Source organism: Kribbella sp. CA-294648, from assembly GCF_050943845.1.
GTDB lineage: Bacteria > Actinomycetota > Actinomycetes > Propionibacteriales > Kribbellaceae > Kribbella.
In genome coordinates, this window is the sequence record NZ_CP191981.1 from 3360442 (window position 1) to 3385536 (window position 25095).

Consider the following 25095-nt stretch of genomic DNA (forward strand, 5'->3'; position numbering starts at 1 on the left):
CTACAAGCCCTTCAGGAACTCGATCACGCGGCTCGTGAGCAGGTTGGTCGCGGCCTCGTCGTACGCCGGAAGCGAGGAATCGCTGAACAGGTGCTCCTTGCCCGGGTAGAGGAAGAGTTCGGCCTCGGAGGTGCTCTCGACCAGAGCCTTCGCCGCGTCGAGGTCACCGCCTTCCTCGGTGAAGAACGGGTCCTCGTCCATCGCGTGCACCTGGACGGGAACGCCCGCCGGCCAGGCTTCGCCGTACTCCGTGAACGGCAGGCAGGCGTGCACCAGCAGCGCGCCCCGAGCTCCGGCGCGGGTCTGGGCGAGTTGCTGGGCCGGCACCACTCCGAGGGAAAGGCCCGCGTAGACCAGGCCGTCGCCGTCACCAAGGTCGGCGGCAGCAGCAATGCCGCGCTCGGCCATCGCCCCGAAGCCGACCTCCCGCACATAGGCCATCCCGTCGTCGATGGTGCCGAACGTCTTGCCCTCGAACAGGTCCGGGAGATGGACGACGTGGCCGACCGCCCGCAGTGCATCGGCGAAGGCGCGCACCCCCTCGGTGAGTCCCTGTGAGTGGTGGAACAACACAACCTCGGCCATCGCCGGCTCCTTCAAACGGTGAATGATCCAAATATCTCGAACGATCTGCGATGTTAGTCTGATCAGACCATGGCGAACAACCCCCAGGTCCCGGACTACGAGCTCGAAGACACCATCGAGCTCACCACCGCCGAACAGGTCCGGGCGATCAGCGATCCGCTGCGGACGACGATTCTGCAGATGCTGCACGAGCGGGCCGCGACCGTGACGGAGCTGGCGGCCGCGGTGAAGCGCCCGAAGAGCACGGTCGCGCACCACGTCAACGTGCTCGCCGACGCGGGCCTGCTGCGGGTGGTCCGGACCCGCCGCGTCCGGGCCATCGACGAGCGGTACTACGGCCGCGCGGCCCGGATGTTCTACGTCGGGCTCGGGCGCGGCAGCGCGGACGGCGGTGACCTGCCGCAGGACTTCAACGACTTCGAGGTGGCGGCGAAGGAGTCCGTCGCCGCCTACGATGCAGGCCAGTTGCGGTCGTTCATCCGGCACGCGCGGATCCCGGAGGAACGCGCGAAGGAGTTCTGGGCGAAGGTCGAGCAGGTCATCCACGAGTTCGACCGGCTGCCGCGCGCGGGCGATACGACGTACGGGTTCACGGTCGGTCTCTATCCGACGACCGACTACCCGACCCTCCCGCCGCGGGCCGATGAAGAGGGCTGACAACGTGCTTGGTGTGTAATGGCGGGCGTGGTGACGAAGGAGCAGGAGCGGGCTGGGGACGTCCGGCTGGGCCGAGTGGGCAAGGCCGTCCGGGTCCTGGTGGCAGTGATCGGGATCGGCCTGCTGATCAACGGATCGGTGCGCGCCACCGACGACGCCTGGCCGTTCGGCCCGATGTCGCAGTACGCCGGGATGATCGCCGACGACGCGTCGATCACCTACACCCGGATCAGCGCGCAGACCGACGCCGGTACGACGGTCGACGTGCCGCTCAACATCGAGGGGGCCGGCGTGGCCCGGGCCGAGATCGAGGCGCGGACCGGCGAGATCGTGAAGGACCCGTCCCTGCTGCAGGCGGTCGCCGACGGCTGGGCGCGCAAACATCCGGACGAGCCGAAGTACGTGAAGCTCGAACTGATCCGCGACACCACCACCCTGGTCGACGGCCGCGTCGAGGGTGACCCGGTCCCCGAGGTTCTCGCGACCTGGCAGGTCCGCCGATGAGCACGGCCGCGCCGGAGGTCACTCGTGGCCAGCGGGTCGCGAACTGGTTCACCCCGAAGATCGCGCTGGCCCGGATCGCGTGGTTGCGGACGGTCCTCTACCTGTTCGTCATCCTCGACATGCACGCGTTCGTCCGCGACACCCGTCTCAAGGGTGAGAGCCCCGGCCTCTACCAGCCGCTCTTCCTGGCCCGCCTCTTCGACCTGCCGAAGCCGTCGGTCGCCAACACAACCACCCTGTACGTCGTCCTGATCGTGTTCTGCCTCATCGGCGCGGCCAACCGGATGCCCCGGCTGGCCGGCTGGATCGTTGCTCCGGCGTTCACCTGGTGGGTGCTGATCGGGATGAGTGACGGCAAGGTCGATCACGACCATCTCGCGCTGGTCGTCGCGCTCTGGGTGCTGCCGACGGTGGCGCCGCGCAGTACCGGCTGGACGTGGAAGCGGGACGTCTCGCCGTACGCGGATCAGACCACGTCGGAGGCGGCGGGCTGGGCGGTCCGATGTGTGCAGATCTCGGTGATCGCGACCTACTTCCTGTCCGCGGTCGCCAAGTTGCGCGGCGCGGGCTGGACGCTCGGCTGGCCGAGCAGCGCGATCCTCACCTGGGCCATCGTGCGCCGGCCGCATCCCGTCGGGGAGTGGCTGCTGCAGTACCCGTGGATGCTGCACGTGATGCAGTGGGTCGGGATCATCGGCGAGTTCTGCTCGCCGGTCATCCTCTGGCTCAAGGGCCGATGGCAACTACTCGGGGCGCTGTTCTTCATCGGCTTCCACGTCGCGAACACGGCGATCCTGCTGATCCACTTCCTGCCGACCGTGGTCTGCTGGCTCGCCTTCGCGCCGCTGGAGCGGATCGTGCCGTGGTTCCAGCGCCGAAGGGTTGGCTCAGAGGGTGGCTCAGACCGCGACGCCGGACAGGCCGAAGACCAGACCGAAGATGGCCGGCAGGCCCAGGAGCAGGCCGGCGCGTAGCCGGAAGCGGCGGCCACCCGGGCCCGGCGTACGGACGACGCGGGACAGCACCGCACCGGCGTACCCGAAGACGAGCGCGGCGAGCAGGATCTGCTTGGTCGGCAGTTCCGCGTCGGAATTCGTCAGACCGAGCGTGACCAGGCCGGGACAGCAGAACGCGAACATGCCGTAGCCCAGCTCCGGGATCGGCAGCCAGCGGCGGCCCAGCACGTCACGTTCGACCGGGCGCTTGCGCTGGATGGACCGGATGAACCGGGCGGTGCTGAGCAGCAGGTCCGACGCGCAGAGGATCGCGGCAATGACCAGGGCCACGTGAAAAATCGTCCGCACGGGGAGGAGACTAGGGCATTTTCTCGGGGGGCAGGGCACACGCCGCCGTGCCGCCCGGCATCTTGTCGCGGTTGTTGGCAATCAGCCGGTAGACCCCGGCCGCGACCCACCGGATCGGTGGGAACGTGAACATCCGGCCGACCGGCCGCCACCAGCCCCCGCTGTGGATCAGCCAGCGCGCGAAAGCCTGCGCGCCCCCGTGAACCTGCCCGGCCTCGTCCACCCAGAGCACCTCGTACTGCGCCCGCTCGGCCGTCGTCCCGTGCGCCGCCAGGTCGGTGAACTGCCACGGCTCGACCGGCACCGCGCCACCCAGCCGGCGTTGCAGCCAGCGGGCGCTCGTCGTACAGAAGGCGCAGTCGCCGTCGAAGATCAGAATCGGCCCGGATCGGCTGCTGTTCGGCACGCCACCACCGTACTGCGGGGCCGGATGCGAGCGATGTCTCCTTCAACACGTAACGTCTGCTTAACACGTCCGGGGCACACTGTGTGAGGCCGTGGGTTTTGAGCGATTTTTGGATCACGAGAGGTGGACTCGCCGATGGACAAGCAGCAGGAGTTCGTGCTGCGCGCGCTCGAGGAGCGCGACGTACGGTTCGTGCGGCTCTGGTTCACCGATGTGCTCGGGTTCCTCAAGTCGGTGGCGGTGGCGCCGGCCGAGCTGGAGGGCGCGTTCGCCGAGGGGATCGGGTTCGACGGGTCCGCGATCGAGGGCTTCGCCCGGGTGACCGAGGCGGACATGCTGGCCAAGCCGGACCCCTCGACGTTCCAGATCCTGCCCTGGCGGGGCGAGACGATGGGCACCGCGCGGATGTTCTGCGACATCAACATGCCCGACGGCTCGGCGTCCTTCGCCGACCCGCGGCACGTGCTGAAGCGGACCCTGTCGAAGGCGGCCGACCTCGGTTTCACCTTCTACACCCACCCCGAGATCGAGTTCTACCTGTTCAAGTCGCTGTCCGGCGCGCCGGGGACGTACCCCGAACCGGTCGACTCGTCCGGGTACTTCGACCACACCCCGCAGGGGATCGGCAACGACTTCCGCCGCGAGGCGATCACGATGCTGGAGTCGATGGGCATCTCGGTCGAATTCAGCCACCACGAGGGCGGCCCGGGCCAGCAGGAGATCGACCTGCGGTACGCCGACGCGCTGAGCACCGCCGACAACATCATGACGTTCCGGGTGGTGGTGAAGGAGGTGGCGCTGTCGCAGGGCATCTACGCGTCCTTCATGCCGAAGCCGCTGAGCGACCAGCCCGGCTCGGGCATGCACACCCACATGTCGCTGTTCGAGGGTGACCGGAACGCGTTCTTCGAGGGCGGCGCGCAGTACCAGCTGTCGAAGACCGGGCGGGCCTTCATCGCCGGTCTGCTGCACCACGCGGCCGAGATCACCGCGGTGACGAACCAGTGGGTCAACTCGTACAAGCGGCTCGCCGTCGGTGACGAGGCCCCGTCGTTCATCTCCTGGGGGCACAACAACCGCTCCGCGCTGGTCCGGGTGCCGATGTACAAGCCGCACAAGGGGCAGTCGTCGCGGGTCGAGTTCCGCTCGCTGGACTCGGCGGCCAACCCGTACCTCGCGTTCGCGCTGATGCTGGCGGCCGGGCTGAAGGGCATCGAGGAGGGGTACGAGCTGCCGCGCGAGGCCGAGGACGACGTCTGGTCGCTGACGCCGCGCGAGCGCAAGGCCCTCGGCATCAAGCCGCTGCCGAGTAGCCTCGCCGAGGCGATCCAGGCGATGGAAGACAGCGAACTCGTCGCCGAGACGCTCGGCGAGCACGTGTTCGACTTCTTCCTCCGCAACAAGCGAGCCGAATGGCAGGACTACCGCAAACAGGTCACCCCGTTCGAACTCAACAAGCTGCTACCGGTGCTCTGACTATTTGCCGCCCTTGAGCGGCAAATAGTTTCCTGACTGGTCACCTACTGGCCGTCCGGGTCGCGTGAGATGTCGTTTCATGCGGCGATGGCTGGTGTTCGGCGGACTGCTGTGCTGCCTGCTCGGATTCGGGGCGGGTACGGCCGACGCGCACGTGATCGCCTCGACCGGGTACTCGACCGTCACCCAGGAGGGCGACCGGGTCGACTATCGGCTCAGCCTCGAGTACGCCGTACTGGCCCGGGCGGTCGACCTCGGCGTACCGGCCGACGATGACGCTCAGCGCGAACAGGCCCTGGCGGCGGCCCGGCCGCGACTCATGGAGTACCTCGACGAGCGCCTGGTCGTCTCGCTCGACGGCGCCGCCTGTGAACCGGAACTCACCGGTACTTCGATCGCCAAGCGCGCCGGGACGCCGTACGCCGAGCTCGCGCTGACCTTCTCCTGCCCGGGATCGACCGGCTCGTTCCACCTGCGCTACCAGGTGTTCCAGGACTCCGACGCCGTCGCCGACGACCACACCAACCAGGTCGAGTACCGCTTCGGCGACCACTCCGGCCGGACCGTGTTCGACCGCAGCCATTCCGACTTCACCGTCGGCGACAACTCGCTGCTGACGTCGAGCCTGCAGTACGGCCGGCTGGGCGTGAAGCACATCCTGCTCGGCCTCGACCACGTGCTGTTCGTGGTGGCGCTGACCATCGGCGCGCAGAGTCTCAAGAGCCTGCTCCAGGTCACCTCGATGTTCACCGTGGCGCACAGCGTCACGCTGCTCTCCACCCTGCTCGGCGGGAGCAGCGTGCCCGCGATCGTCGTCGAGCCCCTGATCGCGCTCTCGATCGCCTTCGTCGCGGTCGAGAACCTGCTCGGCGGCTCCGTCCCCCACCGGCTGCCGGTGGTCTTCGGTTTCGGTCTTCTGCACGGCCTGGGCTTCGCCGGGTCGCTGCGGATCACCGATGAGGCCGGCCGGGAGCTGCTGCTCTCGCTCCTCAGCTTCAACGTCGGTATCGAGGCGGGCCAGGCGATCCTGCTGGCCGCCGTCTTCCCCCTGCTCCTGCTGGTCCGGAAGACCCGCTTCGCGCTGTCCGCGCAACGCACGGCGACCGGGGTCGTCGCCGTCTTCGGCCTCTTCTGGTTCGTAGAAAGGTTCTTCCTCTCATGACTCCCCACAAGCCTCGGGTCAGCAGGTGGCACAAGCTCCTGTACGCCGCCACCGCCGGCCTCACCGCGCTCGTCATCGCAGTGCCGCTCACCGGCGCACTCGCGGACGCAGTCGTTGGGCCCAGCGCCACCATCTCCGGCACCGTCTTCGACGACGAGGACAACGACGGCCGGATCGACGACCGCGAGAAGGGACTGGCCGGTGTCAGCGTGTCGGACGGTCAGCAGACCGTTCTCACCGACGCGGCCGGGCGCTACTCCTTCTCCTCCGACATCGAGCGGCGCGGTACCGATCTGGTCTTCGTCACCCAGCCGGCCGGCTACTCGGTCGGCACCGACGAGACCATGCAGCCGAAGTTCTACCGGAACCTGGGCACGCTGGCCGCCGGAACGGCGCACGAGGTCAACTTCGGCCTGCGCAAGGACAAGGCCTCGCGGAGTGGCGGATTCACCTTCGGCAACGTCGCCGACCCGCACGTGAACGCTCAGTTGTCCGAGCAGATCACCGAGATCAACACGACCCGCCAGGACCTCGCGTTCATCCAGGTCAGCGGCGACCTCACGAACAACGCGACCGATGCGGAGTTCGAGTACTACAAGGCGAGCACGGCCCACTCGAAGGTCCCGGTCTGGCCGGCCGTCGGCAACCACGAGTACGCCGCCGGCGCGACGTACGCGGCCCGGATCGACAACTACCGCAAGCACGTCGGCCCGGAGTGGTACTCCTTCGACTACAGCGACCGGCACTTCCTGGTGCTGGAGAACAACGGTGCCGCGCCGTTCGCCGAGCAGCTCGAATGGGTCAAGGCCGACCTGGCCCGGAACGTCGGCCGGGGCAAGCATCTGGTGGTGCTCGCCCATCAGCCGATGAACGTGCCGTTCGGGTCGCCGTCGGTGTACGACGAGTACGGCAAGGTGCTGGAGCAGTACGGCGCCGAGCTGATGCTGGTCGGCCATGAGCACTCGAACGACGTCGAGCCGAAGAGCGACTTCGCCGGAACCGCGAAGCACGTCCAGACGGTGTCGAGCTCGTACACGATCGACAACTCGCCGCGCGGGTTCCGGTTCGTCAGCATGGACAACAAGACCTTCGACAACCCGTTCCGGCTCTACGGCGCCGAGAAGGACCTCACCATCGTCAGCCCGGCGCCGGGAACCGCGGTACCGCTGGACAAGTTCCCCGGCATCCAGGTGAACGCCTACGACACCTCGGACGCGCCGGTGAGCGCGCGGTACCGGATCGACCGCGGCCGCTGGGTGGACCTGCGATCGACCGGTGAGTTCACCTGGTACGCCGCGCTGCCCGCCGGCCTGAAGAAGCCGATCGGGCCGCACTCGGTCGAGGTGGAGGTCGAGGACGAGGACGGTGCTCGGTGGACCGCTACCTCGAACTTCACCTTCACCGCGGACCAGGCGATCGTGCCTGTCGCCGGCGCCGACTGGACGCAGCACCACGGCGACGCCGCGCACACCGGTGTCGCCGGCGATGCGATCGAGGCCGGTCAGCGGCTGGCCTGGTCGTACCGGACCAAGGGCACCTTCCTGACCGGCTCACCCGCGATCGTCGACGGCGTCGTGTACGCCGGTACGCGGGACGAGAACGGCTCCGGCAACAGCGCCGTACACGCCGTGTCGCAGGCCACCGGGCAGGTGCTGTGGACGTACCCGGTGCCGTCCTCGGTGCACGGCAGCATCGCGGTCGCCGAGGGTCTGGTCTATGTGCCGACGCTGCGCGGTTCACTGTTCGCGGTCGACGCCCGGACCGGCACGCTGAAGTGGCGGAACGACCCCGGGCCGGCGCCGGCGGGCAGCAATCAGCGCACCTATGGGTACTACGGCGTGACGGTCGCCGATGGCAAGGTTCTCTACCCGTACCAGACCCGCTTCGGCGAGGCGGCGGCCGGCCTCCTGCTCGCCCTCGACGCGACGACGGGTGAGCGGATCTGGGCCTCGCCGATGGCGGGCAGCACGATGAGCGACGGGACACCGGCGGTCGCCGACGGCCGCGTGTACGTCGGGAACCACGACGGCAGCATCGTGATCGCGTACGACCTGGCGACCGGCAAGAAACTGTGGACCGGCACCGACACCCTAGGCGGCTGGCAGGACGGCGTTCCGTCGGCGGGCAACGGCAAGGTGTACATCGGTTCGAACAACGGCATCGTCGCTCGCGATGGGGCGACCGGCGCGGTCTTGTGGAGCTACCGCAGTTCACATCCGTCTCTGGTCAACGGCGGTGCAACCCCGTCAGCGGCGACGATCAAGGGCAACACCGTCTACATGTCCTTCCCGAGTGGTGCGGTGACCGCCCTGAATGCCACGACCGGCGCGGTCATCTGGGACCACTTGCTGCCCGGCTCGCAGTACCGGGGTGGCTCGTTCACCTCGCCGGCGTTGTCCGGGAACACGCTGTTCGTGGGTGCGAACAGTGGTGGGTTCTACGCACTCGACGCCGGTACCGGCCAGCCGTTGTGGCAGCAGAACATCGGCACCTGGGTGGCGGCCGGTCCGGCGGTCAGCGGGAACACCGTCGTCGTGGGGGCGCTCGACGGCAACCTGTACGCGTTCACCCCGGGCGGTACCGCGGCGACCCGGTGGCCGGTCGTGACCGGCAAGGTGACCAACAAGGTCAGCGGCGCCCCGGCAGCCGGTACCACGGTCAGCGTCGTGCAGGGTGGCGCCGCTCTCGGCTCCACCACAACTGATGCCGAAGGCAACTACAAGCTGCCGCTGAAACAAGGACCGGGCAAGTACACCGTCCAGGTTGCCCAGCTCGGCTTCGGAACCGCCGCCCGCGAGCTCGAGGTCGGCGCCGGGGGAGCGACCGAGGTGAACCTCGAGATCTCGCCGGTGACCGTCGACGCGAGCATCGGCAAGCGGCTGCCGAGTGGGCTGGTCGAAGGCGGACCGGGTGACATCGTGATCGAGAACAAGCGGCTGGCGATGGCGGTCGCGAAGGTCTACAACGACCCGCAACTGAACCAGTCGACCACCGGCAAGGTGCTGGACCTGGCGATCACTGGTCAGCCGGACCAGTTGGACTGGATCAACCTGCCCTATGTGAGCACCGCCGAGCCGCTCGGTGGCAACGCATGGGCGCAGCTCCAGACGCGGTCGAACGACGTACAGGTCGTCGAGAACACCGGTTCGAAGGCCGTCGTCCGCGTGGCGGGGACCTCCGCCGAGCACCCTGGCCTGAGGATCGTGACGACCTACACCGCCAGGCCGGACGACCAGTTCATCACCGCCGCCACGACGTTCACGAACGACTCGGGTGCTGCTCTCCCGGTGTGGGCCGGCGACGCGCTCGACCACGACGGTGCGGGGTCGCGCTCCGCGGTCTCGGGCTTCCCGGTCGTCACCAGCGGTGGTCCGTTCAGCCAGGTTCCGGACGCGAAGCGGTGGATCGGTCAGGCGGGCACAGGACCGGACAACCAGACCTACGGCCTGATCTACAGCGCTGACAGCGGCGCCTTCACGGGGTACTCGCAGAGCAACTTCACGATGAGCAAGTTCAAGCTCGACCTCCCCGCGGGTGACAGCCACACCATCACCCGCAAGATCGTGGTTGCCTCCAACAGCGGCGCCACGGACAAGTTCGCGGTACTGAACCAGCTGGCTGCTCAGTAATCAGCCGGCGCCGGAATCAGCTGGCGCCGGCGCGTTCCTGAGTGCCCCACCGCGAGGAAGCGGTGGAGTGCCGGTACGGCGCGTCGGCGTTCGCTGGTGGGCCGCCTGCTGGTGGACGGAGGGCTGTGAGGCCGGTGATGTCGATCTCCGGGGTGCGCTCGGGGACGGCCGTGCCGTCGGGGGCGAGGGCGTGGACCTCTTCCACAGTGAGCAGGCCGACCGGGCGGACGCCCTCGGTGATCACCACGAGGTTGCCCGGCACGACCTGCTGAGCGCGGTTGCCCTTGCCCGGTACCAGGATTCCTTCCGCGGGGGTGCGCCAGGCACCCGGCGCGAACCGGCGCAGCGAGAGCCCCGCCTGCCCGTCTTCGGCCGTCCTCGGTGGGAGGTAGGCGGTTGCTGTGTAGTCGTAGTCGTAGTCCGGCTCGGGCGGCCCGGACACTCGCCCACCCTGCTGGGGCGTCAACCAGACCACCGTGCCCCGAACAGCGAGCGACCCCGTCATCATGACCATAACGAGTCATCATGCCGACTACAGCCCGAATATGCCAGGCAACTCCGTGTGTTGACCGCAATCCCCCCGCAATCGGCCCGCGCGCTCCCCGAGATCTGCCCGCGCACCCGCCCCTCGCCCGGTCGACAACCCTCTGAGGGGTCAACCCCTCAGAGGGTGGGTTGCCCCACCGGAATCTCGCCGGGCAACCCTGCCATTGCGGGGTCAACCCCTCAGAGGGCGGGGGAGCCGGCGGGTCTTCGCGGGACTCCCTCTCCGGCAACCCCTTGCCGGAGGGGCGCATTAGGGTGGTGGCTGTGGCGGAGGTGCGGAGGGTTTCTGGGGCCGGGAGGTTGGCGCGGGCTGGGTTTGCGGATTCCGCGCGGGCTGGGCGGATGCTCGATCAACTGGATGCGCTCGACGCACTGAGCGCCCCGGGGGAGCACAGCCCGATGGCCGGCGACCAGCTGATCGCGTCGCTGTCGGAGTCCGCTGATCCCGATCTCGCGCTGACCGGTCTGCTCGGGATCGCGGAGTCGCTGCACGCCGGCGGGTTCGACCTCGGGGCCTTCGCGCGCACCCTCGACGTGGATGCCGACTTCCGCCGCCGCCTCGTCTACGTGCTCGGCGCCAGCGAAGCGCTCGGGCGGCACCTGAGCGTGCATCCGCGGCATTGGTACGACTTGGCCGACCCCGCGCTGGCAGCCTCCCGCCCGACGCCGGACGATGTCGCCGCCTGCCTCGCCACCGCCGTCGATGCGCCGCAACCGGTTGACGCGCTCCGGGTGGAGTACCGGCGGCTGTTGCTGCGGCTCGCGGCCCGCGATCTGGCCGAAGGGTTGCCGGTCGACGAGACCGCCGCAGTACTGGCTGACCTGGCCGGTGGTGCACTGGAGACCGCATTGCAGATCGCGCGGAACGAGTATTTCCAGCTGCATCCGGAGGCGGCGGACTGCCGGCTCGCGATTGTTGCTATGGGCAAGTGCGGCGGGCGGGAGCTGAACTATGTCAGCGATGTCGACGTCCTGTTCGTCGCCGAGCCGCTGGAGGGCGAGCCGGAGGCGCCCGCGCTGAAGACCGCGACGCAACTGGCGGTGGCGACGATGCGGACCTGCTCGGCGCACACCGCCGAAGGGACGCTGTGGCCGGTCGACGCCGCGTTGCGTCCGGAGGGCAAGTCAGGACCGCTGGTACGAACGCTCGACAGCCACCTCGCGTACTACCAGCGCTGGGCGAAAACCTGGGAGTTCCAGGCCCTGCTCAAGGCGCGACCGATCGCCGGGGACGCCGAGCTCGGCCGGCTGTACGCCGAGAAGACCGGCGAGCTGGTGTGGTCGGCCGCTGACCGGGAAGGATTCGTCGGGGATGTCCAGGCGATGCGCCGGCGGGTCGTCGACCACATCCCGGCCGCGGATGCGGATCGCCAGCTCAAGCTCGGTCCGGGCGGATTGCGCGACGTCGAGTTCGCAGTACAGCTGCTGCAGTTGGTGCATGGGCGTAGTGACGAGTCGGTGCGGAGTGGGACCACGCTGATCGCGCTGGAGCAGTTGACCAGCTCCGGGTATGTGGGGCGGACCGACGGCGCAGTACTGGCTGATGCTTATCGGTTCCTGCGGTCGATGGAGCATCGGATCCAGTTGTACCGGCTGCGGCGTACGCATCAGGTGCCGGACGACGACGACGATCTGCGCCGGCTCGGGCGCTCGCTGGGGTTCACGAAGAACCCGATCGACGAGCTGACCACGGCGTGGAAGAAACACGGGCTCGAAGTCCGGCGGTTGCACGAGAAGCTCTTCTACCGGCCGCTGCTGGCCGCGGTCGCGCGGATCCCGGGCATCGAAGTACGGCTGACGCCGGAGGCTGCCAAGCAGCGGCTGACGGCACTCGGGTACGCCGATCCGTCGTCGGCGCTGCGGCACATCGAGGCGTTGTCGGAGGGGGTTTCGCGGCGGTCGTCGATCCAGCGGGCGTTGCTGCCGGCGATGCTCGGCTGGTTCGCCGAGTCGCCGGATCCCGATGCGGGGTTGCTTGCCTTCCGCACCATCTCGGACTCGCTCGGCTCGACACCGTGGTACCTGCGGCAGTTGCGCGACGAGGGCGCGTCGGCCGAGCGGCTCGCGCACTTGCTGGCCAGCGGCCGGTACGCCGTCGACCTGTTGCAGCGTGCTCCCGAGGCGACGGCGATGCTTGCGGATGAGCGGGAGCTGTCGCCGCGCGCTCTCGAGTCGCTGCTGACCGAGATGTCGGCGGCCGGTCGTCGGCAGGACGAGCCGGTGGCCGCGGTTGCCGCGATTCGTGGAGCGCGGCGGCGGGAGTTGTTCCGGATCGCGGCGGCCGATCTGTCCGGGCTGCTCGAGGTCGAGGCGGTGGGGGAGGCGCTCACGACGGTCTCGGTGGCGACGCTGACGGCCGCGCTCGAGGTCGCCCGGCGGACTGTGGCGAAGGGTCAGCCCGAGCCGACGCGGATGGCGATCGTCGCGATGGGGCGGTTCGGCGGGCATGAGCTGAGCTATGGCAGCGATGCGGACGTGATGTTCGTGCACGACCCGGTGCCTGGGGCTTCCGAAAAGGCGGCGACGGACTTCGCCACGCAGGTCGCGACGGAGCTGCGGCGGTTGCTGGCCCTGCCCGGCGCGGACCCCGCCGTGGCGATCGATGCCGACTTGCGACCGGAGGGCCGGCAGGGACCGCTGGTGCGGACACTTGCCTCCTATGCCTCGTACTACGCCCGCTGGTCGGCCGTGTGGGAGGCGCAGGCGTTGTTACGAGCCGACCCGCTCTGTGGCGATGCCGAACTGTGCAAGGCGTTTCGCGAACTGATCGACCCGCTGCGCTACCCGGCGGGCGGGATCCAGGACCGCGACGTGATGGAGATCCGCCGCATCAAAGCCCGCGTGGACGCGGAACGTCTCCCGCGCGGAGCGGACCCGGCGACCCACACCAAGCTGGGCCGCGGCGGGCTCGCGGACATCGAGTGGACAGTCCAGTTGCTGCAGATGCGCTATGCCCACCGCATCGAGGGCCTCCGAACCACCCGCACCCTTGGCGCCCTCCGTGCAGCAGTCGACGTCGGCCTGGTCGAAGCCCCCGACGCCGACGTCCTGAGCCGCGCCTGGGAAATGGCCACCCGCATCCGCAACGCCATCATGCTCACCCGCGCCCGCCCCGGCGACTCCCTCCCACGCGACCCCCGAGACCTGGCCGCAGTAGCCCAGATCTGCGGCTACAACGCCGGCGAAACCAGCCGCTTCTCCGACGACTACCTCCGCCGAACCCGCCAAGCCCGCAACGTAGTAGACCACCTGTTCTGGGGCGACTGAAGCAGAACCCTAGGATTGGGGGGTGGAGATGGTGGATCAGGTTCGGCAGGCTGGGGTTTTCAGTCATGTTCGGCGGAGTGTTCGGATGACGGTGGGGCAGCAGCGGGTTTGGGAGACCAACTGGGCTGACCTGGGCCGCAAGCTTGAAGATCTGCCAGTCGGGACTGTTGATCTGGATGCGTGGTTCGGGCGGGTGGCGCCGGTTGTGTTGGAGATCGGGTCGGGGATGGGGGAAGGGACCGCGCAGCTGGCCCGGCAGGCGCCTGAGGCTAATCATTTGGCGGCTGAGGTGTATCCGGCTGGTCTCGGGCAGCTGATGTTGTGGGTGGAGAAGTACGAGCTGGACAACGTCAGGCTGCTGCACGGTGACGCGCTGGACTTCCTGAGGGATCACGTGCTGCCCGACACACTGGCCGGCGTACGGGTCTACTTCCCGGATCCCTGGCAGAAGAAGCGGCATCACAAGCGGCGGCTGATCACCGCGCCGTTCGTCAAACTGCTTGCCTCACGCCTGACTCTCGGCGGAAGGTTGCATCTGGCAACGGATTGGCAGGACTACGCCGACTCCATGCTCGCTATCTGCGAAGCCGAACCGCTGCTGACCAACGAGTACGACGGATGGGCGCCGCGACCCGACTGGCGACCGATCACCAAGTTCGAGTCACGCGCGCACGCCGAGGGTCGGGTGTGTCACGACCTCATGTTCACGAAGTCCGCGACGTGAAGTTCCAGTGACCTGACGGCACGGTGAAGACGCAGTAGCCGTCGCGGTGCACCGGCTCGCCCGCATAAGGCGCCGGTACCGCGGTCACATCGCACACCTGCTCAGCAGGCACGTGTACTTCGGCAGTCGCACCCACCGGCACCTGTACTTCGAGCTGGAACACCCGCCCGACCCGTCGCCACGACACGGAGACCCGGCCGCGCACTGTGTCAGTCCGCAGCGACGCCGAGTCAACCTGCGATCGCGCATCGGGCCGGACCAAGATCCGCTCCCACCCGTTCGCAAGGTTGCGAAGCCCGGCCACGTTCTCCAGCAACCACTGCGCGACAGTCCCCTGGAAGTAGTGGTTGCGCGACCGAGTGTCCGTCTCCCACATCTCCCACATCGTGTCGGCACCGTTGTCGAACCAGTAACCCCAGCTGGGATAAGTCCGCTGCAACGCCACCTTCGCGGCCACATCAGCATGACCGTGCGCGGTCAGCACCGGTAGCAGCACACCGACCCCGAGACACCCGGTGTTGAGATGGAAACCACGAGCCTCGATGTCAGCCACCAGGTTCGCCACCACCGCGGGGACAAGATCCTCGGGCACCATCCCGAAGGCGAGCGGTACTGCGTTCGACGTCTGCCGGTACTCCGGATCCGACTCCGACCGGTAGAGGCCGGCCTCCCGGTCCAGGAAGGCGCGGTTCAGCCCGTCCGCGAGTTCGGCGGCAGACTTGCGGAGCAGACTGACCTCCACCGGGTGGCCGAGGATCTCGCCGATCTCGGCCACTGCGAGGAGCGCGCGATACAGGTACGCAGTACCGGTCAGGCGGCGGTCCTCAGGAGGCGGGCCCTCGGGGTAGCCCGGTGGGATCCAGTCGCCGAGGACGCTCAGGGACAACCCGTCCTCGACCCGGTCGAGTTCGTAGAGGACGTAGCGTCGTACGGCGTCCCAGTGGTCGGCCAGCAGTCGCTCGTCGCCGTACCAGCGGTGCATCTCGCGGAGGATGAACGGGTAGACGGTCGACCATTCGGTGGCGGGCGCGAGCTCGGTGTAGCCCCAGTCGCCGGTCGGCACGATCACCGGCAACCGGCCGTCGGCGTCCTGGCTGTCGCGCAGATCGCCGAGCCACTTGGTGAAGAAGCGGGCCATGCCGAGGGTGCCGGCCATCGTCGGTGCGCCGACCTGCGCGTCACCGGTCCAGCCGTTCTTCTCCAGCTTCGGGGTGTCGGTCGGGATGCCGTGCAGGTTGTTCAGCACGGTCCGCCGCATCGCCTGGTCGATCTGCTCGTACAGCGGCTGACTCGCGCTGAACCGGCTGATCATCGCGACGTCGGAGTGCACCACCCGCATCGTCACCGAGCCCGTCGTCGGCTCACCCGGGAAACCTTCGAGCTGCACGTAGCGGAATCCCTTGTAGGAGAAGCGCGGCTCCCACTCCTCGATGCCGTTGCCCGAGGCAATGTATTCGTCGCGCTGGAAGCGATCCTTGTGCACGTGCTTGTTCTGCGCGAAAACGGTGCCATCGGCAAGTAACCACTCGCCGTGGGTCAGGCTGATCGTCGTACCGGCCGGGGCGCTCACCCGGAGCTTGGTCCAGCCGGCCGTGGTCCGGCCGAAGTCGGCGACCCACACGCCCGGCTTCGGCTGGGTGAACGACACCGGAGCGACGTCCTCGATCACTCGGATCGGTTCGTGTTCCTGCGCCCGGACCTCACCCCGCGGAGCCGGTACGACGAGCGCCGCGCTCCAGCCCGAGTCGTCGAAGCCGGCCTCGTCCCACCCGTCGGGGTGCAGCCGCGCATCGTAGGTCTCGCCGCAGAACAGCGAGTCGGAGCGAGTCGGCCCGTCGGTCACCCGCCACGCGTCGTCGGTGACGATCTCGGTCACGGTGCCGTCGCTGTGCTCGATCACGAGCCGGGCGAGCAGCCGCGGCTCGGCGTTCCACGGTGTCTGGTGCCAGCGCCAGGTATTCGAAGTCGACAGCCCGAAGAACCCACGACCGAGCTCCGCCCCGAGCACGTTGTCCCCGGACCGCAGCAGCCCGGTGACGTCGTACGCGACCGACAGCACGGTTTCCTCATAGTCGGTGAAGCCCGGGTCGAGCACCGAGTCGCCGACGCGCTGACCGTTGATCCGCAGCTCCTGATACGCCAACCCGCTCGCATACAACCGCGCCCGTTCCACCGGCGCACCTAACGCAAAAGCCCGCCGCAGCAGCGGAGCCGGAACATCCTCATCCCGTACTTCTTCCCGCGCGCCGATCCACTGCGCCGAACCGAACCCGTCGCCGAGCAGCCCGGTCTCGAACCAGCTCGGCGCACTCCATCGGCCCACCTGGTCGAGGCCGTCCCACAACCGGACGGCCCAGTGGTACCGAGTCCGCGGCGAGAGGGCCGGACCGTCGTACTCGATGCCGAAGCTCCGAGCGGAGGCAACCTGACCCGAGTCCCACACATCGGCCGCTTCCGGCGTCAGCAACTCAGGCGATGACGCCACCAGCACCTGGTACGCCGATTGCGTCGCGCCGTACCCCGGTGCGGTGGCGATCCAGCCGAGTCGTGGCCTGGTCGCGTCCGTGCCGAGCGGGCGATCGGCGTACTCGGTGGTGAGCTTGTCCGCGGTCAATGGTCCACCAGGGGTCCAGCTGTCCGAGGCAACAGACATCAGGCAAGCTCCTCACCAAGGCGACAGTCCCGAAGGACCGTATGCACCTGTGCGACCACCCGGCAATCCCCATGTCCTGATCTGGACAGCTCACGACCGAGGCGTGAGAGCAACCGCCCAAAGCCGGTCGGGAACGAGGCGTGCGGCGCGCATCAGGAGTGACATCTGCCACGGGAAGGCGATCCGGGCGGACCGCTGCTCGATCCCGTCCGCGATCGCCCGGCCGGCCTGCTCGGCCGAGACGATGAACGGCATCGGGAACGTGTTCTGCTCGGTCATCTCGGTCTCGACGAATCCAGGACAGACGGTCAGGACGTCGATGCCGTCCGGGCGCAGCCGGACCCGCAGGGCTTCGAGCAGGTTGATCTGAGCGGCCTTCGTCGCGCCGTACGCCTCGGAGCCGGGCAGCCCGCGGTACCCGGCGACCGAGGAGATGCCGACGATCATCCCGGCTCGCTGCGCCTTCATCCGGGGGATCAGCTCGCCTAGGCAGTTGGCCATCCCGGTGAGGTTGACCTGGAGATGCCGGTTGAACGACTCGACGTCGAACTCGACGCCCATCTGTTGCCAGTAGCCCGCACTCAGGACGGCGATGTCGATCCCGCCCAACTCGGCCGCGACCACCCCGGCCGCTTGGCGAACCTGCTTGGCGTCCGTGATGTCACACGGCACCGCCGTCATCCAGTCGCCCGCGACCTCCTTCAGTGCGTCGGCGCGCCGAGCGGAGATCGCGACGTGTGCGCCCCGGCGGCACAGTTCCTTCGCGAGCGCCGCGCCGATGCCCGATGATGCGCCAACGACCCAGATCCGGCGGCCTGCGAGTTCCATGTCAGTGCTTCCGCACCAAGGCGAGTTGGGAGACGCCCAGGTACCCGGCGCGGAAGCCGGCCTCGGAGTACGCGAGATAGAACTCCCACATCCGCCGGAAGACGGCGTCGAAACCGAGGTTCGCGACCTCTCCGGCCCGCGAGGTGAAGCGCTCCCGCCACAGCCGCAGCGTGTGCGCGTAGGACGGCCCGAGATCGCGACGCTGCTCGATCCTGAGCCCGCCCGCCGTGCCGGCGATCTGCTCGATCGCGGTCAGCGACGGGATCAGGCCGCCCGGGAAGATGTACTGGTGGATCCAGCCCTGCGCATGCTGGGTGGCGAGGAGCCGGTCGTGCGGCATGGTGATCGACTGCAGCGCGAACCGCCCGCCCGGCGCCAGCAGCCGGTCGATCGTCGCGAAGTAGGCCGGCCAGTACTGCGCTCCGACGGCTTCGATCATCTCCACGCTGACGACTGCGTCGTACTGGCCTCGCACATCGCGGTAGTCGCGGAGCTCGACCTCTACGTCGACGCCGGCTTCGGCGATCCGCTTGCGGGCCAGGTCGCGTTGCTCGGCCGAGAGCGTCACCGACGTGACGATCGCGCCGCGTTCGGCGGCCTGGATCGCGAGCTGTCCCCAGCCGGTACCGATCTCCAGCAGGCGGGTGCCGGGTTGGACGCCCGCGTAGTCGAGGACACCGTCGATCTTGCGACGCTGTGCCGCGGCGAGCTGCCCGAAACCGGCAAGCTGTCCGGAACCCGCGAGTTGCCCGTCGAACCAGGCGGACGAGTACGTCATCGTCTCGTCCAGGAACAGCGCGAAGAGTTCATTGGACAGGTCGTAGTGCCGGGCGATGTTCGCGCGCGCACCCGAGCGGTCGTTGGCCTCCTCGCGAGGCATCCGCTGCTCGACCAGCTTGCGGAACCGCTGCAGCGCCGGCGGGACGAGGTCACCCAGCCGTGGGGCGAAGACGGTGAGCAGATCGGCCAGGTCGGTGCCATCACCGGCTCGCCAGTCGCCGGCCAGGTACGCCTCGCCGAAACCGATCTTGAGATCCGCGCCGATCCGGTGGAAGAACCTCTCCGAAACGATGTCCAGCACAGGTGCGGCCGCACCACCCGCGCCGAGCCGGCTGCGATCGGGCAGCAGGACGACGACGGGAAGGTCGCGGACCGCTCTGCGCAGGATCAGCCGGGCGGCGGCGGCCCGCACCGGGCTGTACGGCGTACGGGCGACGCCTGGCCATCGGTCTGCATCGACAAGGGGCAGGGAACTCATCGGACTCCCTCCGGTGGGATGTGGGGCTCTCGCCGGACCACCGGGAGATGGCGCAGCCAGAGCCAGACACCATGCATTCGGATCAGCGCCCAGACCTGATAGGTCACGAAGGGTGTGAGCAACGCCGCCTTGAGGACGGCCAGCCGTTTCGCCGGCCGTGCCTGCCCGATGAAGGCTGCCGAGAACACCCGGTGCTCGCGCTGGACCAGGTCGATCGCCACGGAGACCCGCTCGGCGTCCAGCCGCAACGTCACGGAGTACCGGCCGTCGACGGTGAAGAACGGCGAGACGTAGAACTCCTTGCCCAGCGTGAAGCGTCCGTTGGCATCAGGTCTCGCCAGCTGCGCGTGCCGCTCGCCGTACGTGTTGTGGATCTCCAGTACTACGCAGCGCAGCTCGGCGCCGGACGTCAGGCACCAGAAGACGCTCAGCGGGTCGAACACGAACCCGAGCGGGCTCCTGGCGTTGGCGAGCATCACTACTCGGTCGTCCGGTTGCAGGGGGACGCCTTGCGCCTCGGTGAAGGCAGCCACGTTGGCCCGCAACGAAGGGCCCGGCCCTAGGTGGTCGGCAGCAGAGAAGCGGCGTCGGGGGAGGTGGTCGACGTCTACCAGCCACTGGTACGTGCGGTAGCGGAAGCGGTGGCGCAGTGGCATCCGCCGGGAGTGACTGACGTGGCCGACCACTACGGCTGGCAGCTGGGGGAGGGTTACCACGTTGCGCCGAGCCTCTCGGCTGCCTCGACTCCTGACCGGCAGCCGTCTTCGTGAAAGCCCCAGCCGAGGTGTGCGCCGGCGAACGCGAGACGTGGGCCGCCGGCGGTTCGTAGTACGGGTGCTGCGGCTACTGACTCCGGGGTGAAGATCGGGTGCGCGTAGGTCATCTGCGCGATGGCAGTGGTGGGGTCTACCCAGCCGTGCGGGTTCAGGGTGACCAGGTGCTCGTCAGGGCTCTGCAGGTCTTGCAGGCGGTTCATCCAGTAGCTGACGAGGACCTGCGACTGGTCGGTGTCGCAACTGGCCATGCGGTAGTTCCAGGACGACTGGGCACGCTTCGCCGACGGCAGGACCGTGGTGTCCGTGTGCAGCCAGGTCGGGTTGGTCGAGTAGCGAAACGTGGCGAGCAGCGTCTTCTCGTCGGGCGTCGCGTCGGCGAGGAGGTCGAGGGCGGTGTCGGCATGAGTGGCGACGACGACCTGGTCGAACTCCTCGGTCCGGTCGGTGATCACCTCGACGGCGTCGTCGTGCCGCAGTACTGCGCGCACTGGCGTCGAGGTACGTACTTCGGCGATCCGGGCAACCACTGCATCGACGTACGCACGCGAACCGCCGCTGACGGTCCGCCACTGCGGGGAGCCGCTCACCGTCAGCATGCCGTGGTGCTCCAGGAAGCGGAACAGGTACTGCGCCGGGTAGAGCCCGGCGTCAGCGGAGCCGGCTGACCAGACGCACGCCACCAGCGGCAGAGCGAAGTGCCTGACGAAGTACCGCGAGAAGCCGCGCGTGCGGAGGAAGTCTGACCAGGTCAGGTCGTCGCCGGTGGCGAGCACCTTTCGGGCTTCGCGGTGGAAGCGGGGGACCTCGGTGAGCATCCGGAGGAACCTGGGGTCGCCGGCTCGCCGCGGTTGGCTGAGTACACCCGCGGCGCCGCGCCCACCGGCGTACTCGAGACCGCAGCCGTCGCAGTGCACGCTCATGCTCATCTCGGTCGGCTGGGTGCGGATGCCCAGCTCGGCGAAGAGGCGGAGGAGACTCGGATAGGTGCGCTCGTTGTGGACGATGAAGCCGCTGTCGATCCGCAGCGCGTGGCCGGCCGAATCGGTCACATCGTGGGTGTGCGCGTGGCCGCCGGGCCGGTCGTCGGCCTCGAAGACGGTCACCCGGTGGGTGCGGCTCAGCAGGTACGCCGCGGTGAGGCCGGAGACTCCGGAGCCCAGGACCGCGGCGGTCGGACGGTCGCCGGTCATGGTGAAAGCCTTCCCGTTGCATAAGTTTCGAACAAGTTTGCTGACCCTGTTCGTCGCAGCTCGGGAAGTCTTCGGCGCCGTTCGGCTTCCGGATCGGTCGTTTCAAGCGTCTCAGGTTGTGAGTTTCTGTCTCACATCGCGAAATACCAGCATCTTGCTCGACATTGTCAGGTTTCATAGAGGCCATGCAGGTCACCCGGAACGCACCCGGCGACGCGCTCACGCGTCGGCGGCACGTCGACCTGCTGCGCGTGAACTCCGCCTGCTGTTGACCTTCGGCGCACTTCTTCATCCCTCCCGTTCTCCTCCGCCCGAAGGAGCAGTTCCGTGCGTCGTCTCATCCTCATCGCCCTGCTCGGCTCGATCGCCCAGCTGGTCGACGGCACCCTTGGCATGGCCTATGGCGTCACCGCCACCACCGCTTTGCTGATCACCGGCATCTCACCGGCCGTCGCTTCCGCCTCCGTGCATCTGGCCGAGGTGGGTACCACGCTCGCTTCCGGCCTGTCGCACTGGCGGTTCGGGAATGTCGACTGGCGGGTGGTCGCCCTGATCGGCGTCCCCGGCGGAATTGGAGCCTTCGCGGGCGCGACCTTCCTGTCGAATCTGTCCACCGAATCGGCATCTTTGTGGGTAGCGGCGCTGCTGCTCCTGCTCGGCGTCTACATCCTGGCCCGGTTCGCGACCGGCAAGGTCCGGGCCGTGATCGAGGGCAAGGTCGGCGGCCGGTTCCTCGGGCCGCTCGGCCTGGTGGCCGGCTTCATCGACGCCACCGGCGGTGGCGGCTGGGGTCCGGTCGCGACCTCGACGCTGCTCAGCAGCGGCAAGCTGGCACCGCGCCGTACGGTCGGCTCGGTCAGCGCGGCCGAGTTCATCGTGTCGGTCGCGGCGAGTATCGGCTTCCTCTTCGGCCTCGGCTCCTCGAACATCCCGGTCGGCATCGTCGCCGCGCTGCTGATCGGCGGCGTCCTCGCGGCGCCGCTGGCCGCCTGGCTCGTCTCCCGGCTGGCCACTCGCTGGCTCGGGGTCGGCGTAGGCCTGGTACTGATCCTGACGAACGCCCGCACCTTGCTCAAGGGGCTCGGAGTCGCCGAAGGGCCGCGATTCCTGGTGTACGGCATCTTGGTGGTGCTCTGGGCGGCCGTGGTCACCTACGGCATCCGGGTCGCCGGGCGCCGCGCCACCACCGAGCCGGAGCAGGAGCTCGAGACGGCCGGCGTCTGATTACGGGACCATGACGTCTCCGCCTGGCGGCGCGGTCTCAGCCCGATTGGGCCGACCGTTGCCGCCCGGCCCCGTACTGTTGGAGTGTGGTCCGATTTCTGCCGTTCCTGATCAGCCTGGTGCTGAGCGTGTATGCGCTCTTCTCCTGCATCCAGACACGCGACGACGACGTCCCTTACCTGCCCAAACTGGTCTGGATCGTCCTGATCGTCTTCGTGCCCTTCGTCGGCCCGATCGTCTGGCTGCTGATGTCGCGCAGCCATGCCGTACGCCGCGAGCGAGCCGCCGTCCCCAAAACCAAACCGACAGGCCGCCCGGTAGCCCCCGACGACGACCCGGACTTCCTGGCGACCCTGGACCGCTACCGCGACCCCAGAACCACCGTGAAGCCGCCCGAGCCGGAGCCCGAGCCGGAGAAGCCGGCGGACGCGGCCAAGGGCGAAGACGAACCCGAGGTTGCCGACACCGAACCGGACGACAAGCCCTGACGTCATTTTCGGCTGAGCTCGAAATGGTCGACCGAACTGTGTAGGTCTGGCACAGTTTCTCGCCATGCGGGGGCGTTCAGGTGGGCTGCTGGCGATCGAGGTAGGTCGCGAGGTAGACGAGCGGCGCGTTCCATCGGATGCAGATGTCGTTGGTGACCTCGGACGTCGGCTCGTCGAGGTAGCAGCACTGGGGTGGTTGGCCGACCAGGCGGGCGTCGTACGGGAAGTCGGGGCTTGGTTGCGAGTTGGCGCCGCCTGCGAGTGCGCCCGGCGATGGCGGGGGGAACGGCCGGGTCGAGGTCGTGGCCGAACTGGCGTGTCCGTTGGTGGCGGGTGTCGTCGATTCCGTAGCCGGTGACGTAGCTCTGACCGAGCGCTTTCCCCACGGCTGTCGAGCCTGCAGGTCGAGCAGCCCGGCCGCCGCCTCGACGACGTTGCCCGCCACCTGGTCGTGACCGGGCAGAGATCGGCCAAGCAGAGCCAGATCGAGTTGAGCACGGCCCGCCGCCGAACTGGGCGTGGTCGTCAGGTGCGAACAGCTCGGGATTCTGGTGTGCCGCGACGTGAGCACGGCGGGCTGCGGTCAGCAACTGGTGCTCAACGACCACATCGGCCAATTCATCCGGACATCGTCAAAGGATGTAGAGAGCGGCGCGACGGCTTCGTCTCAGGAATGTAGGGCAGCCAGGTGGCCGCTCATCGACACGGAATGGAAGTTCAATCATGCGTAAGCTCGTCGTTCAGCAGTGGGTCACCGTCGACAACATCGCCGCGGAGGAGGACGGTGGCCTCAGCTTCGTCGCGGGGGAGCCGTTCGACGACACGGTCACCGGCAACCCGTTCCAGAACAACCTGATGGGGTTCATCGACTCGGTCGACACGATGATTCTCGGCGCCAACACGTACCACCAGACCAAGGGCTACTGGCCGTACGCCGAAGACCAGGGCCGGTACGGCAAGAAGCTCAACAGCCTCACCAAGTTCGTCGCCTCCTCGACACTGGAGGATGCGCCGTGGGGTGACTTCTCCGCCGCGACCGTGACGAAGGACCCGGCCGCGACCATCCGCGAACTCAAGGAGCAGGACGGCAAGGACATCTGGCTGTGGGGGAGCCTGACCCTGCTGCGCTCCCTGGTCGAGGCCGGCGTCGTCGACGAGGTCCGGCTGCTGGTCTGCCCGGCGTCCCGCGGCCAGGGAACCCACCTCTTCGAGGACCGCCGGTCCATGCAGTTGCTAGAGGCAACCGCCTTCGACAACGGCGTAGCCCTGCTCCGCTATGCCCTCTAGCGCGCGACAGAACGCCGGCCCGGGGTGGTCCCGGGCCGGCGTCGCGATCACTTCTCGGGGTAGAGCTTGTCGAGCAACTTTCCGTCCTTGTCGTACGCCCTGACCGTCATCCTGTCGGCGCTGGCATGTGAGGTTTTGTCGAGCGCGGTGAAGACGAACCAGCCGTCCTTGAACGGCGCCTCGTACTTCGGGCCGGAGCCGACCTGGACGACGACCTTGGCGGTGTCCGCCGGTGCCCGTCCCCAACCCATCGGCAGCGATCGGGCGCAGATCTTGCCGGTGTCGTCGCAGTCCGAACTTCCGAGAATCATGGCGCCGATCTGCTTGGCCGCGGTCCCGTCCGGCCAGGGGACCCGCGGGTCGTCCGGGCCGAGGTTGTCGAGGCGGACGGCGGTGATGCCCCAGCCTAGGCCGCCGCCTCGACCCAGGGAATCGGTCACCCGCGGCTGGCAGATGATCGCTGTCTTGCCCGACGGCGAGGTCGCGATCAGCAGTGCAGCTTCGAAGGCGGGGAACCTTCCCTCGGCCCGCTGGTCCAGCCGATCGGAGACCTTGATCTCCCACTTGGTCATGTCGACCCACGCCTTCACCGAGCAGTTGCGCAGCTGGCCGGCCGCGGTCTTCGGGTCCGGATCCGCCTTCGCGGCAGCGATCAGCGCGGCCGACGGTTTGTCCCCGCCGGGGATCACGCAACCGCCGCGGCCCCCGCTCTTGGGATCCTTCCGCACGTCGAAGGCCCGACTGCTCACGGACCGGAAGCCGTCTCCCTCGAGCGGGTACTTCGGACCGCCCAACCGCAACTGGCAGCGGCGTTCGGCCTCCTCGCGGGAGATTCGCTGACCGGCGCCGTCCTCGCCGCGGGGGACGCCGGGAACCGGGCTGAACTGGGAGTTCTCGGTTTCGGTGTTCGCCACGCCGGGTTGGTCGCTGGTGGCAGTGACGTTGGGGATGAAGGTGACGGCGAGGGCTGCCGCCGCGACGCCGGCGACGGCGCCGCCCGCGCCCAGGATGCGGCGACGGCGGAGGCCGCGGCGGCCTCGGGTGAGGACCGTTGCGGTGTCGAACCGATCCAGCGGTTCGGCGTCGGCCAGGCGGCGTAGTTCGGCGCTGACCTCGCGGGTGTCTTCCATG

General features: G+C 68.5%; 23 protein-coding genes. 12 read left to right on the forward strand and 11 right to left on the reverse strand.

From position 1 onward, the window contains the following. Positions 1 to 585 (reverse strand): dienelactone hydrolase family protein, encoded by a 585-nt coding sequence (locus ACQPYM_RS16100; RefSeq protein ID WP_433021390.1) that lies wholly within the window; start codon positions 583 to 585, stop codon positions 1 to 3. 69 nt (positions 586 to 654) lie between these two features. Here ACQPYM_RS16100 and ACQPYM_RS16105 point away from each other — a divergent pair, with 69 nt between their 5' ends. From ACQPYM_RS16105 to ACQPYM_RS16115, 3 genes are read left to right on the forward strand one after another with little or no spacing between them, the layout of a single operon-like run. Further along, the gene (locus tag ACQPYM_RS16105) at positions 655 to 1242 is read left to right on the forward strand and encodes an ArsR/SmtB family transcription factor (protein ID WP_433021392.1); all 588 of its coding nucleotides are present in this window, start codon (positions 655 to 657) and stop codon (positions 1240 to 1242) included. Between the two features lie 18 nt (positions 1243 to 1260). Next, positions 1261 to 1746: a hypothetical protein gene (locus tag ACQPYM_RS16110; protein ID WP_433021394.1), complete on the forward strand. Its 486-nt coding sequence runs from the start codon at positions 1261 to 1263 to the stop codon at positions 1744 to 1746. After that, positions 1743 to 2720, forward strand: coding sequence for a hypothetical protein (locus ACQPYM_RS16115; protein WP_433021396.1), 978 nt, complete (start codon positions 1743 to 1745; stop codon positions 2718 to 2720). The genes ACQPYM_RS16110 and ACQPYM_RS16115 overlap by 4 nt, the downstream gene beginning before the upstream one ends. On the opposite strand, the gene ACQPYM_RS16120 is transcribed toward ACQPYM_RS16115, so the two are convergent. After that, a complete protein-coding gene (locus ACQPYM_RS16120) occupies positions 2646 to 3050 on the reverse strand; it encodes a hypothetical protein (RefSeq protein ID WP_433021398.1) in 405 nt (134 codons plus the stop codon). The two genes, ACQPYM_RS16115 and ACQPYM_RS16120, sit on opposite strands and share 75 nt — an antisense overlap. A gap of 10 nt (positions 3051 to 3060) precedes the next feature. After that, on the reverse strand, positions 3061 to 3456 hold the full coding sequence (locus ACQPYM_RS16125) for a thiol-disulfide oxidoreductase DCC family protein (protein ID WP_433021400.1): 396 nt from the start codon (positions 3454 to 3456) through the stop codon (positions 3061 to 3063). A 135-nt stretch (positions 3457 to 3591) separates the two neighbouring features. Between ACQPYM_RS16125 and glnA the strand changes: the two genes are divergently transcribed. The 3 genes from glnA to ACQPYM_RS16140 all read left to right on the forward strand — a co-directional run bounded on the left by glnA (position 3592) and on the right by ACQPYM_RS16140 (position 9723). After that, a complete protein-coding gene (gene glnA / locus ACQPYM_RS16130) occupies positions 3592 to 4932 on the forward strand; it encodes a type I glutamate--ammonia ligase (protein ID WP_433021402.1) in 1341 nt (446 codons plus the stop codon). 79 nt (positions 4933 to 5011) lie between these two features. After that, positions 5012 to 6094, forward strand: coding sequence for a HupE/UreJ family protein (locus ACQPYM_RS16135; protein ID WP_433021404.1), 1083 nt, complete (start codon positions 5012 to 5014; stop codon positions 6092 to 6094). After that, the gene (locus ACQPYM_RS16140; RefSeq protein ID WP_433021406.1) at positions 6091 to 9723 is read left to right on the forward strand and encodes a PQQ-binding-like beta-propeller repeat protein; all 3633 of its coding nucleotides are present in this window, start codon (positions 6091 to 6093) and stop codon (positions 9721 to 9723) included. The genes ACQPYM_RS16135 and ACQPYM_RS16140 overlap by 4 nt, the downstream gene beginning before the upstream one ends. Before the next feature lie 16 nt (positions 9724 to 9739). Here ACQPYM_RS16140 and ACQPYM_RS16145 read toward each other — a convergent pair whose 3' ends face one another. After that, complete coding sequence (locus tag ACQPYM_RS16145) at positions 9740 to 10165, reverse strand: hypothetical protein (protein WP_433021408.1); 426 nt, start codon at positions 10163 to 10165, stop codon at positions 9740 to 9742. 404 nt (positions 10166 to 10569) lie between these two features. Here ACQPYM_RS16145 and ACQPYM_RS16150 point away from each other — a divergent pair, with 404 nt between their 5' ends. Together ACQPYM_RS16150 and trmB are read left to right on the forward strand one after the other, a co-directional pair. Further along, positions 10570 to 13536: a bifunctional [glutamine synthetase] adenylyltransferase/[glutamine synthetase]-adenylyl-L-tyrosine phosphorylase gene (locus tag ACQPYM_RS16150; RefSeq protein WP_433023294.1), complete on the forward strand. Its 2967-nt coding sequence runs from the start codon at positions 10570 to 10572 to the stop codon at positions 13534 to 13536. Positions 13537 to 13621: 85 nt separating this feature from the next. After that, positions 13622 to 14260, forward strand: a complete 639-nt coding sequence (trmB, locus tag ACQPYM_RS16155; protein WP_433021410.1) for a tRNA (guanosine(46)-N7)-methyltransferase TrmB — start codon at positions 13622 to 13624, stop codon at positions 14258 to 14260. Here the strand turns inward: trmB and ACQPYM_RS16160 are convergent. The 5 genes from ACQPYM_RS16160 to ACQPYM_RS16180 form a co-directional block, all read right to left on the reverse strand. Beyond that, positions 14241 to 16913 carry a family 78 glycoside hydrolase catalytic domain gene (locus ACQPYM_RS16160; protein WP_433021412.1) on the reverse strand — a complete coding sequence of 891 codons (2673 nt, stop codon included), beginning with the start codon at positions 16911 to 16913 and terminating at the stop codon, positions 14241 to 14243. The two genes, trmB and ACQPYM_RS16160, sit on opposite strands and share 20 nt — an antisense overlap. Positions 16914 to 17003: 90 nt before the next feature. Further along, complete coding sequence (locus ACQPYM_RS16165) at positions 17004 to 17741, reverse strand: SDR family NAD(P)-dependent oxidoreductase (protein WP_433021414.1); 738 nt, start codon at positions 17739 to 17741, stop codon at positions 17004 to 17006. A gap of 1 nt (position 17742) precedes the next feature. Then, positions 17743 to 18999, reverse strand: coding sequence for a class I SAM-dependent methyltransferase (locus ACQPYM_RS16170; protein ID WP_433021416.1), 1257 nt, complete (start codon positions 18997 to 18999; stop codon positions 17743 to 17745). Next, positions 18996 to 19655, reverse strand: a complete 660-nt coding sequence (locus ACQPYM_RS16175) for a DUF1365 domain-containing protein (RefSeq protein WP_433021418.1) — start codon at positions 19653 to 19655, stop codon at positions 18996 to 18998. The genes ACQPYM_RS16170 and ACQPYM_RS16175 overlap by 4 nt, the downstream gene beginning before the upstream one ends. Before the next feature lie 53 nt (positions 19656 to 19708). Next, positions 19709 to 20965 (reverse strand): NAD(P)/FAD-dependent oxidoreductase, encoded by a 1257-nt coding sequence (locus ACQPYM_RS16180; protein WP_433021420.1) that lies wholly within the window; start codon positions 20963 to 20965, stop codon positions 19709 to 19711. A 185-nt stretch (positions 20966 to 21150) separates the two neighbouring features. Between ACQPYM_RS16180 and ACQPYM_RS16185 the strand changes: the two genes are divergently transcribed. From ACQPYM_RS16185 to ACQPYM_RS16195, 3 genes are all read left to right on the forward strand, one after another. Beyond that, on the forward strand, positions 21151 to 21237 hold the full coding sequence (locus ACQPYM_RS16185) for a putative leader peptide (protein ID WP_433023295.1): 87 nt from the start codon (positions 21151 to 21153) through the stop codon (positions 21235 to 21237). A gap of 55 nt (positions 21238 to 21292) precedes the next feature. Further along, positions 21293 to 22189, forward strand: coding sequence for a sulfite exporter TauE/SafE family protein (locus ACQPYM_RS16190; protein WP_433021422.1), 897 nt, complete (start codon positions 21293 to 21295; stop codon positions 22187 to 22189). Between the two features lie 86 nt (positions 22190 to 22275). Beyond that, a complete protein-coding gene (locus tag ACQPYM_RS16195) occupies positions 22276 to 22677 on the forward strand; it encodes a PLD nuclease N-terminal domain-containing protein (protein WP_433021424.1) in 402 nt (133 codons plus the stop codon). Between the two features lie 76 nt (positions 22678 to 22753). On the opposite strand, the gene ACQPYM_RS16200 is transcribed toward ACQPYM_RS16195, so the two are convergent. Beyond that, positions 22754 to 23122 (reverse strand): glycoside hydrolase family 9 protein, encoded by a 369-nt coding sequence (locus ACQPYM_RS16200; protein WP_433021426.1) that lies wholly within the window; start codon positions 23120 to 23122, stop codon positions 22754 to 22756. Positions 23123 to 23400: 278 nt separating this feature from the next. Between ACQPYM_RS16200 and ACQPYM_RS16205 the strand changes: the two genes are divergently transcribed. Then, positions 23401 to 23964 (forward strand): dihydrofolate reductase family protein, encoded by a 564-nt coding sequence (locus ACQPYM_RS16205; protein ID WP_433021428.1) that lies wholly within the window; start codon positions 23401 to 23403, stop codon positions 23962 to 23964. Between the two features lie 47 nt (positions 23965 to 24011). On the opposite strand, the gene ACQPYM_RS16210 is transcribed toward ACQPYM_RS16205, so the two are convergent. Beyond that, positions 24012 to 25094 carry a hypothetical protein gene (locus tag ACQPYM_RS16210; RefSeq protein ID WP_433021430.1) on the reverse strand — a complete coding sequence of 361 codons (1083 nt, stop codon included), beginning with the start codon at positions 25092 to 25094 and terminating at the stop codon, positions 24012 to 24014. Position 25095: the final 1 nt, after the last annotated feature.

Bases quoted from the DNA above. Each gene is read 5' to 3' on its own strand.
- ACQPYM_RS16100 (WP_433021390.1), bottom strand. From the start codon at position 585: ATGGCCGAGGTTGTGTTGTTCCACCACTCACAGGGACTCACCGAGGGG.
- ACQPYM_RS16105 (WP_433021392.1), top strand. From the start codon at position 655: ATGGCGAACAACCCCCAGGTCCCGGACTACGAGCTCGAAGACACCATC.
- ACQPYM_RS16110 (WP_433021394.1), top strand. From the start codon at position 1,261: ATGGCGGGCGTGGTGACGAAGGAGCAGGAGCGGGCTGGGGACGTCCGG.
- ACQPYM_RS16115 (WP_433021396.1), top strand. From the start codon at position 1,743: ATGAGCACGGCCGCGCCGGAGGTCACTCGTGGCCAGCGGGTCGCGAAC.
- glnA (WP_433021402.1), top strand. From the start codon at position 3,592: ATGGACAAGCAGCAGGAGTTCGTGCTGCGCGCGCTCGAGGAGCGCGAC.
- ACQPYM_RS16135 (WP_433021404.1), top strand. From the start codon at position 5,012: ATGCGGCGATGGCTGGTGTTCGGCGGACTGCTGTGCTGCCTGCTCGGA.
- ACQPYM_RS16140 (WP_433021406.1), top strand. From the start codon at position 6,091: ATGACTCCCCACAAGCCTCGGGTCAGCAGGTGGCACAAGCTCCTGTAC.
- trmB (WP_433021410.1), top strand. From the start codon at position 13,622: ATGACGGTGGGGCAGCAGCGGGTTTGGGAGACCAACTGGGCTGACCTG.
- ACQPYM_RS16160 (WP_433021412.1), bottom strand. From the start codon at position 16,913: ATGTCTGTTGCCTCGGACAGCTGGACCCCTGGTGGACCATTGACCGCG.
- ACQPYM_RS16165 (WP_433021414.1), bottom strand. From the start codon at position 17,741: ATGGAACTCGCAGGCCGCCGGATCTGGGTCGTTGGCGCATCATCGGGC.
- ACQPYM_RS16170 (WP_433021416.1), bottom strand. From the start codon at position 18,999: ATGAGTTCCCTGCCCCTTGTCGATGCAGACCGATGGCCAGGCGTCGCC.
- ACQPYM_RS16175 (WP_433021418.1), bottom strand. From the start codon at position 19,655: ATGCCACTGCGCCACCGCTTCCGCTACCGCACGTACCAGTGGCTGGTA.
- ACQPYM_RS16180 (WP_433021420.1), bottom strand. From the start codon at position 20,965: ATGACCGGCGACCGTCCGACCGCCGCGGTCCTGGGCTCCGGAGTCTCC.
- ACQPYM_RS16185 (WP_433023295.1), top strand. From the start codon at position 21,151: ATGCAGGTCACCCGGAACGCACCCGGCGACGCGCTCACGCGTCGGCGG.
- ACQPYM_RS16205 (WP_433021428.1), top strand. From the start codon at position 23,401: ATGCGTAAGCTCGTCGTTCAGCAGTGGGTCACCGTCGACAACATCGCC.
- ACQPYM_RS16210 (WP_433021430.1), bottom strand. From the start codon at position 25,094: ATGGAAGACACCCGCGAGGTCAGCGCCGAACTACGCCGCCTGGCCGAC.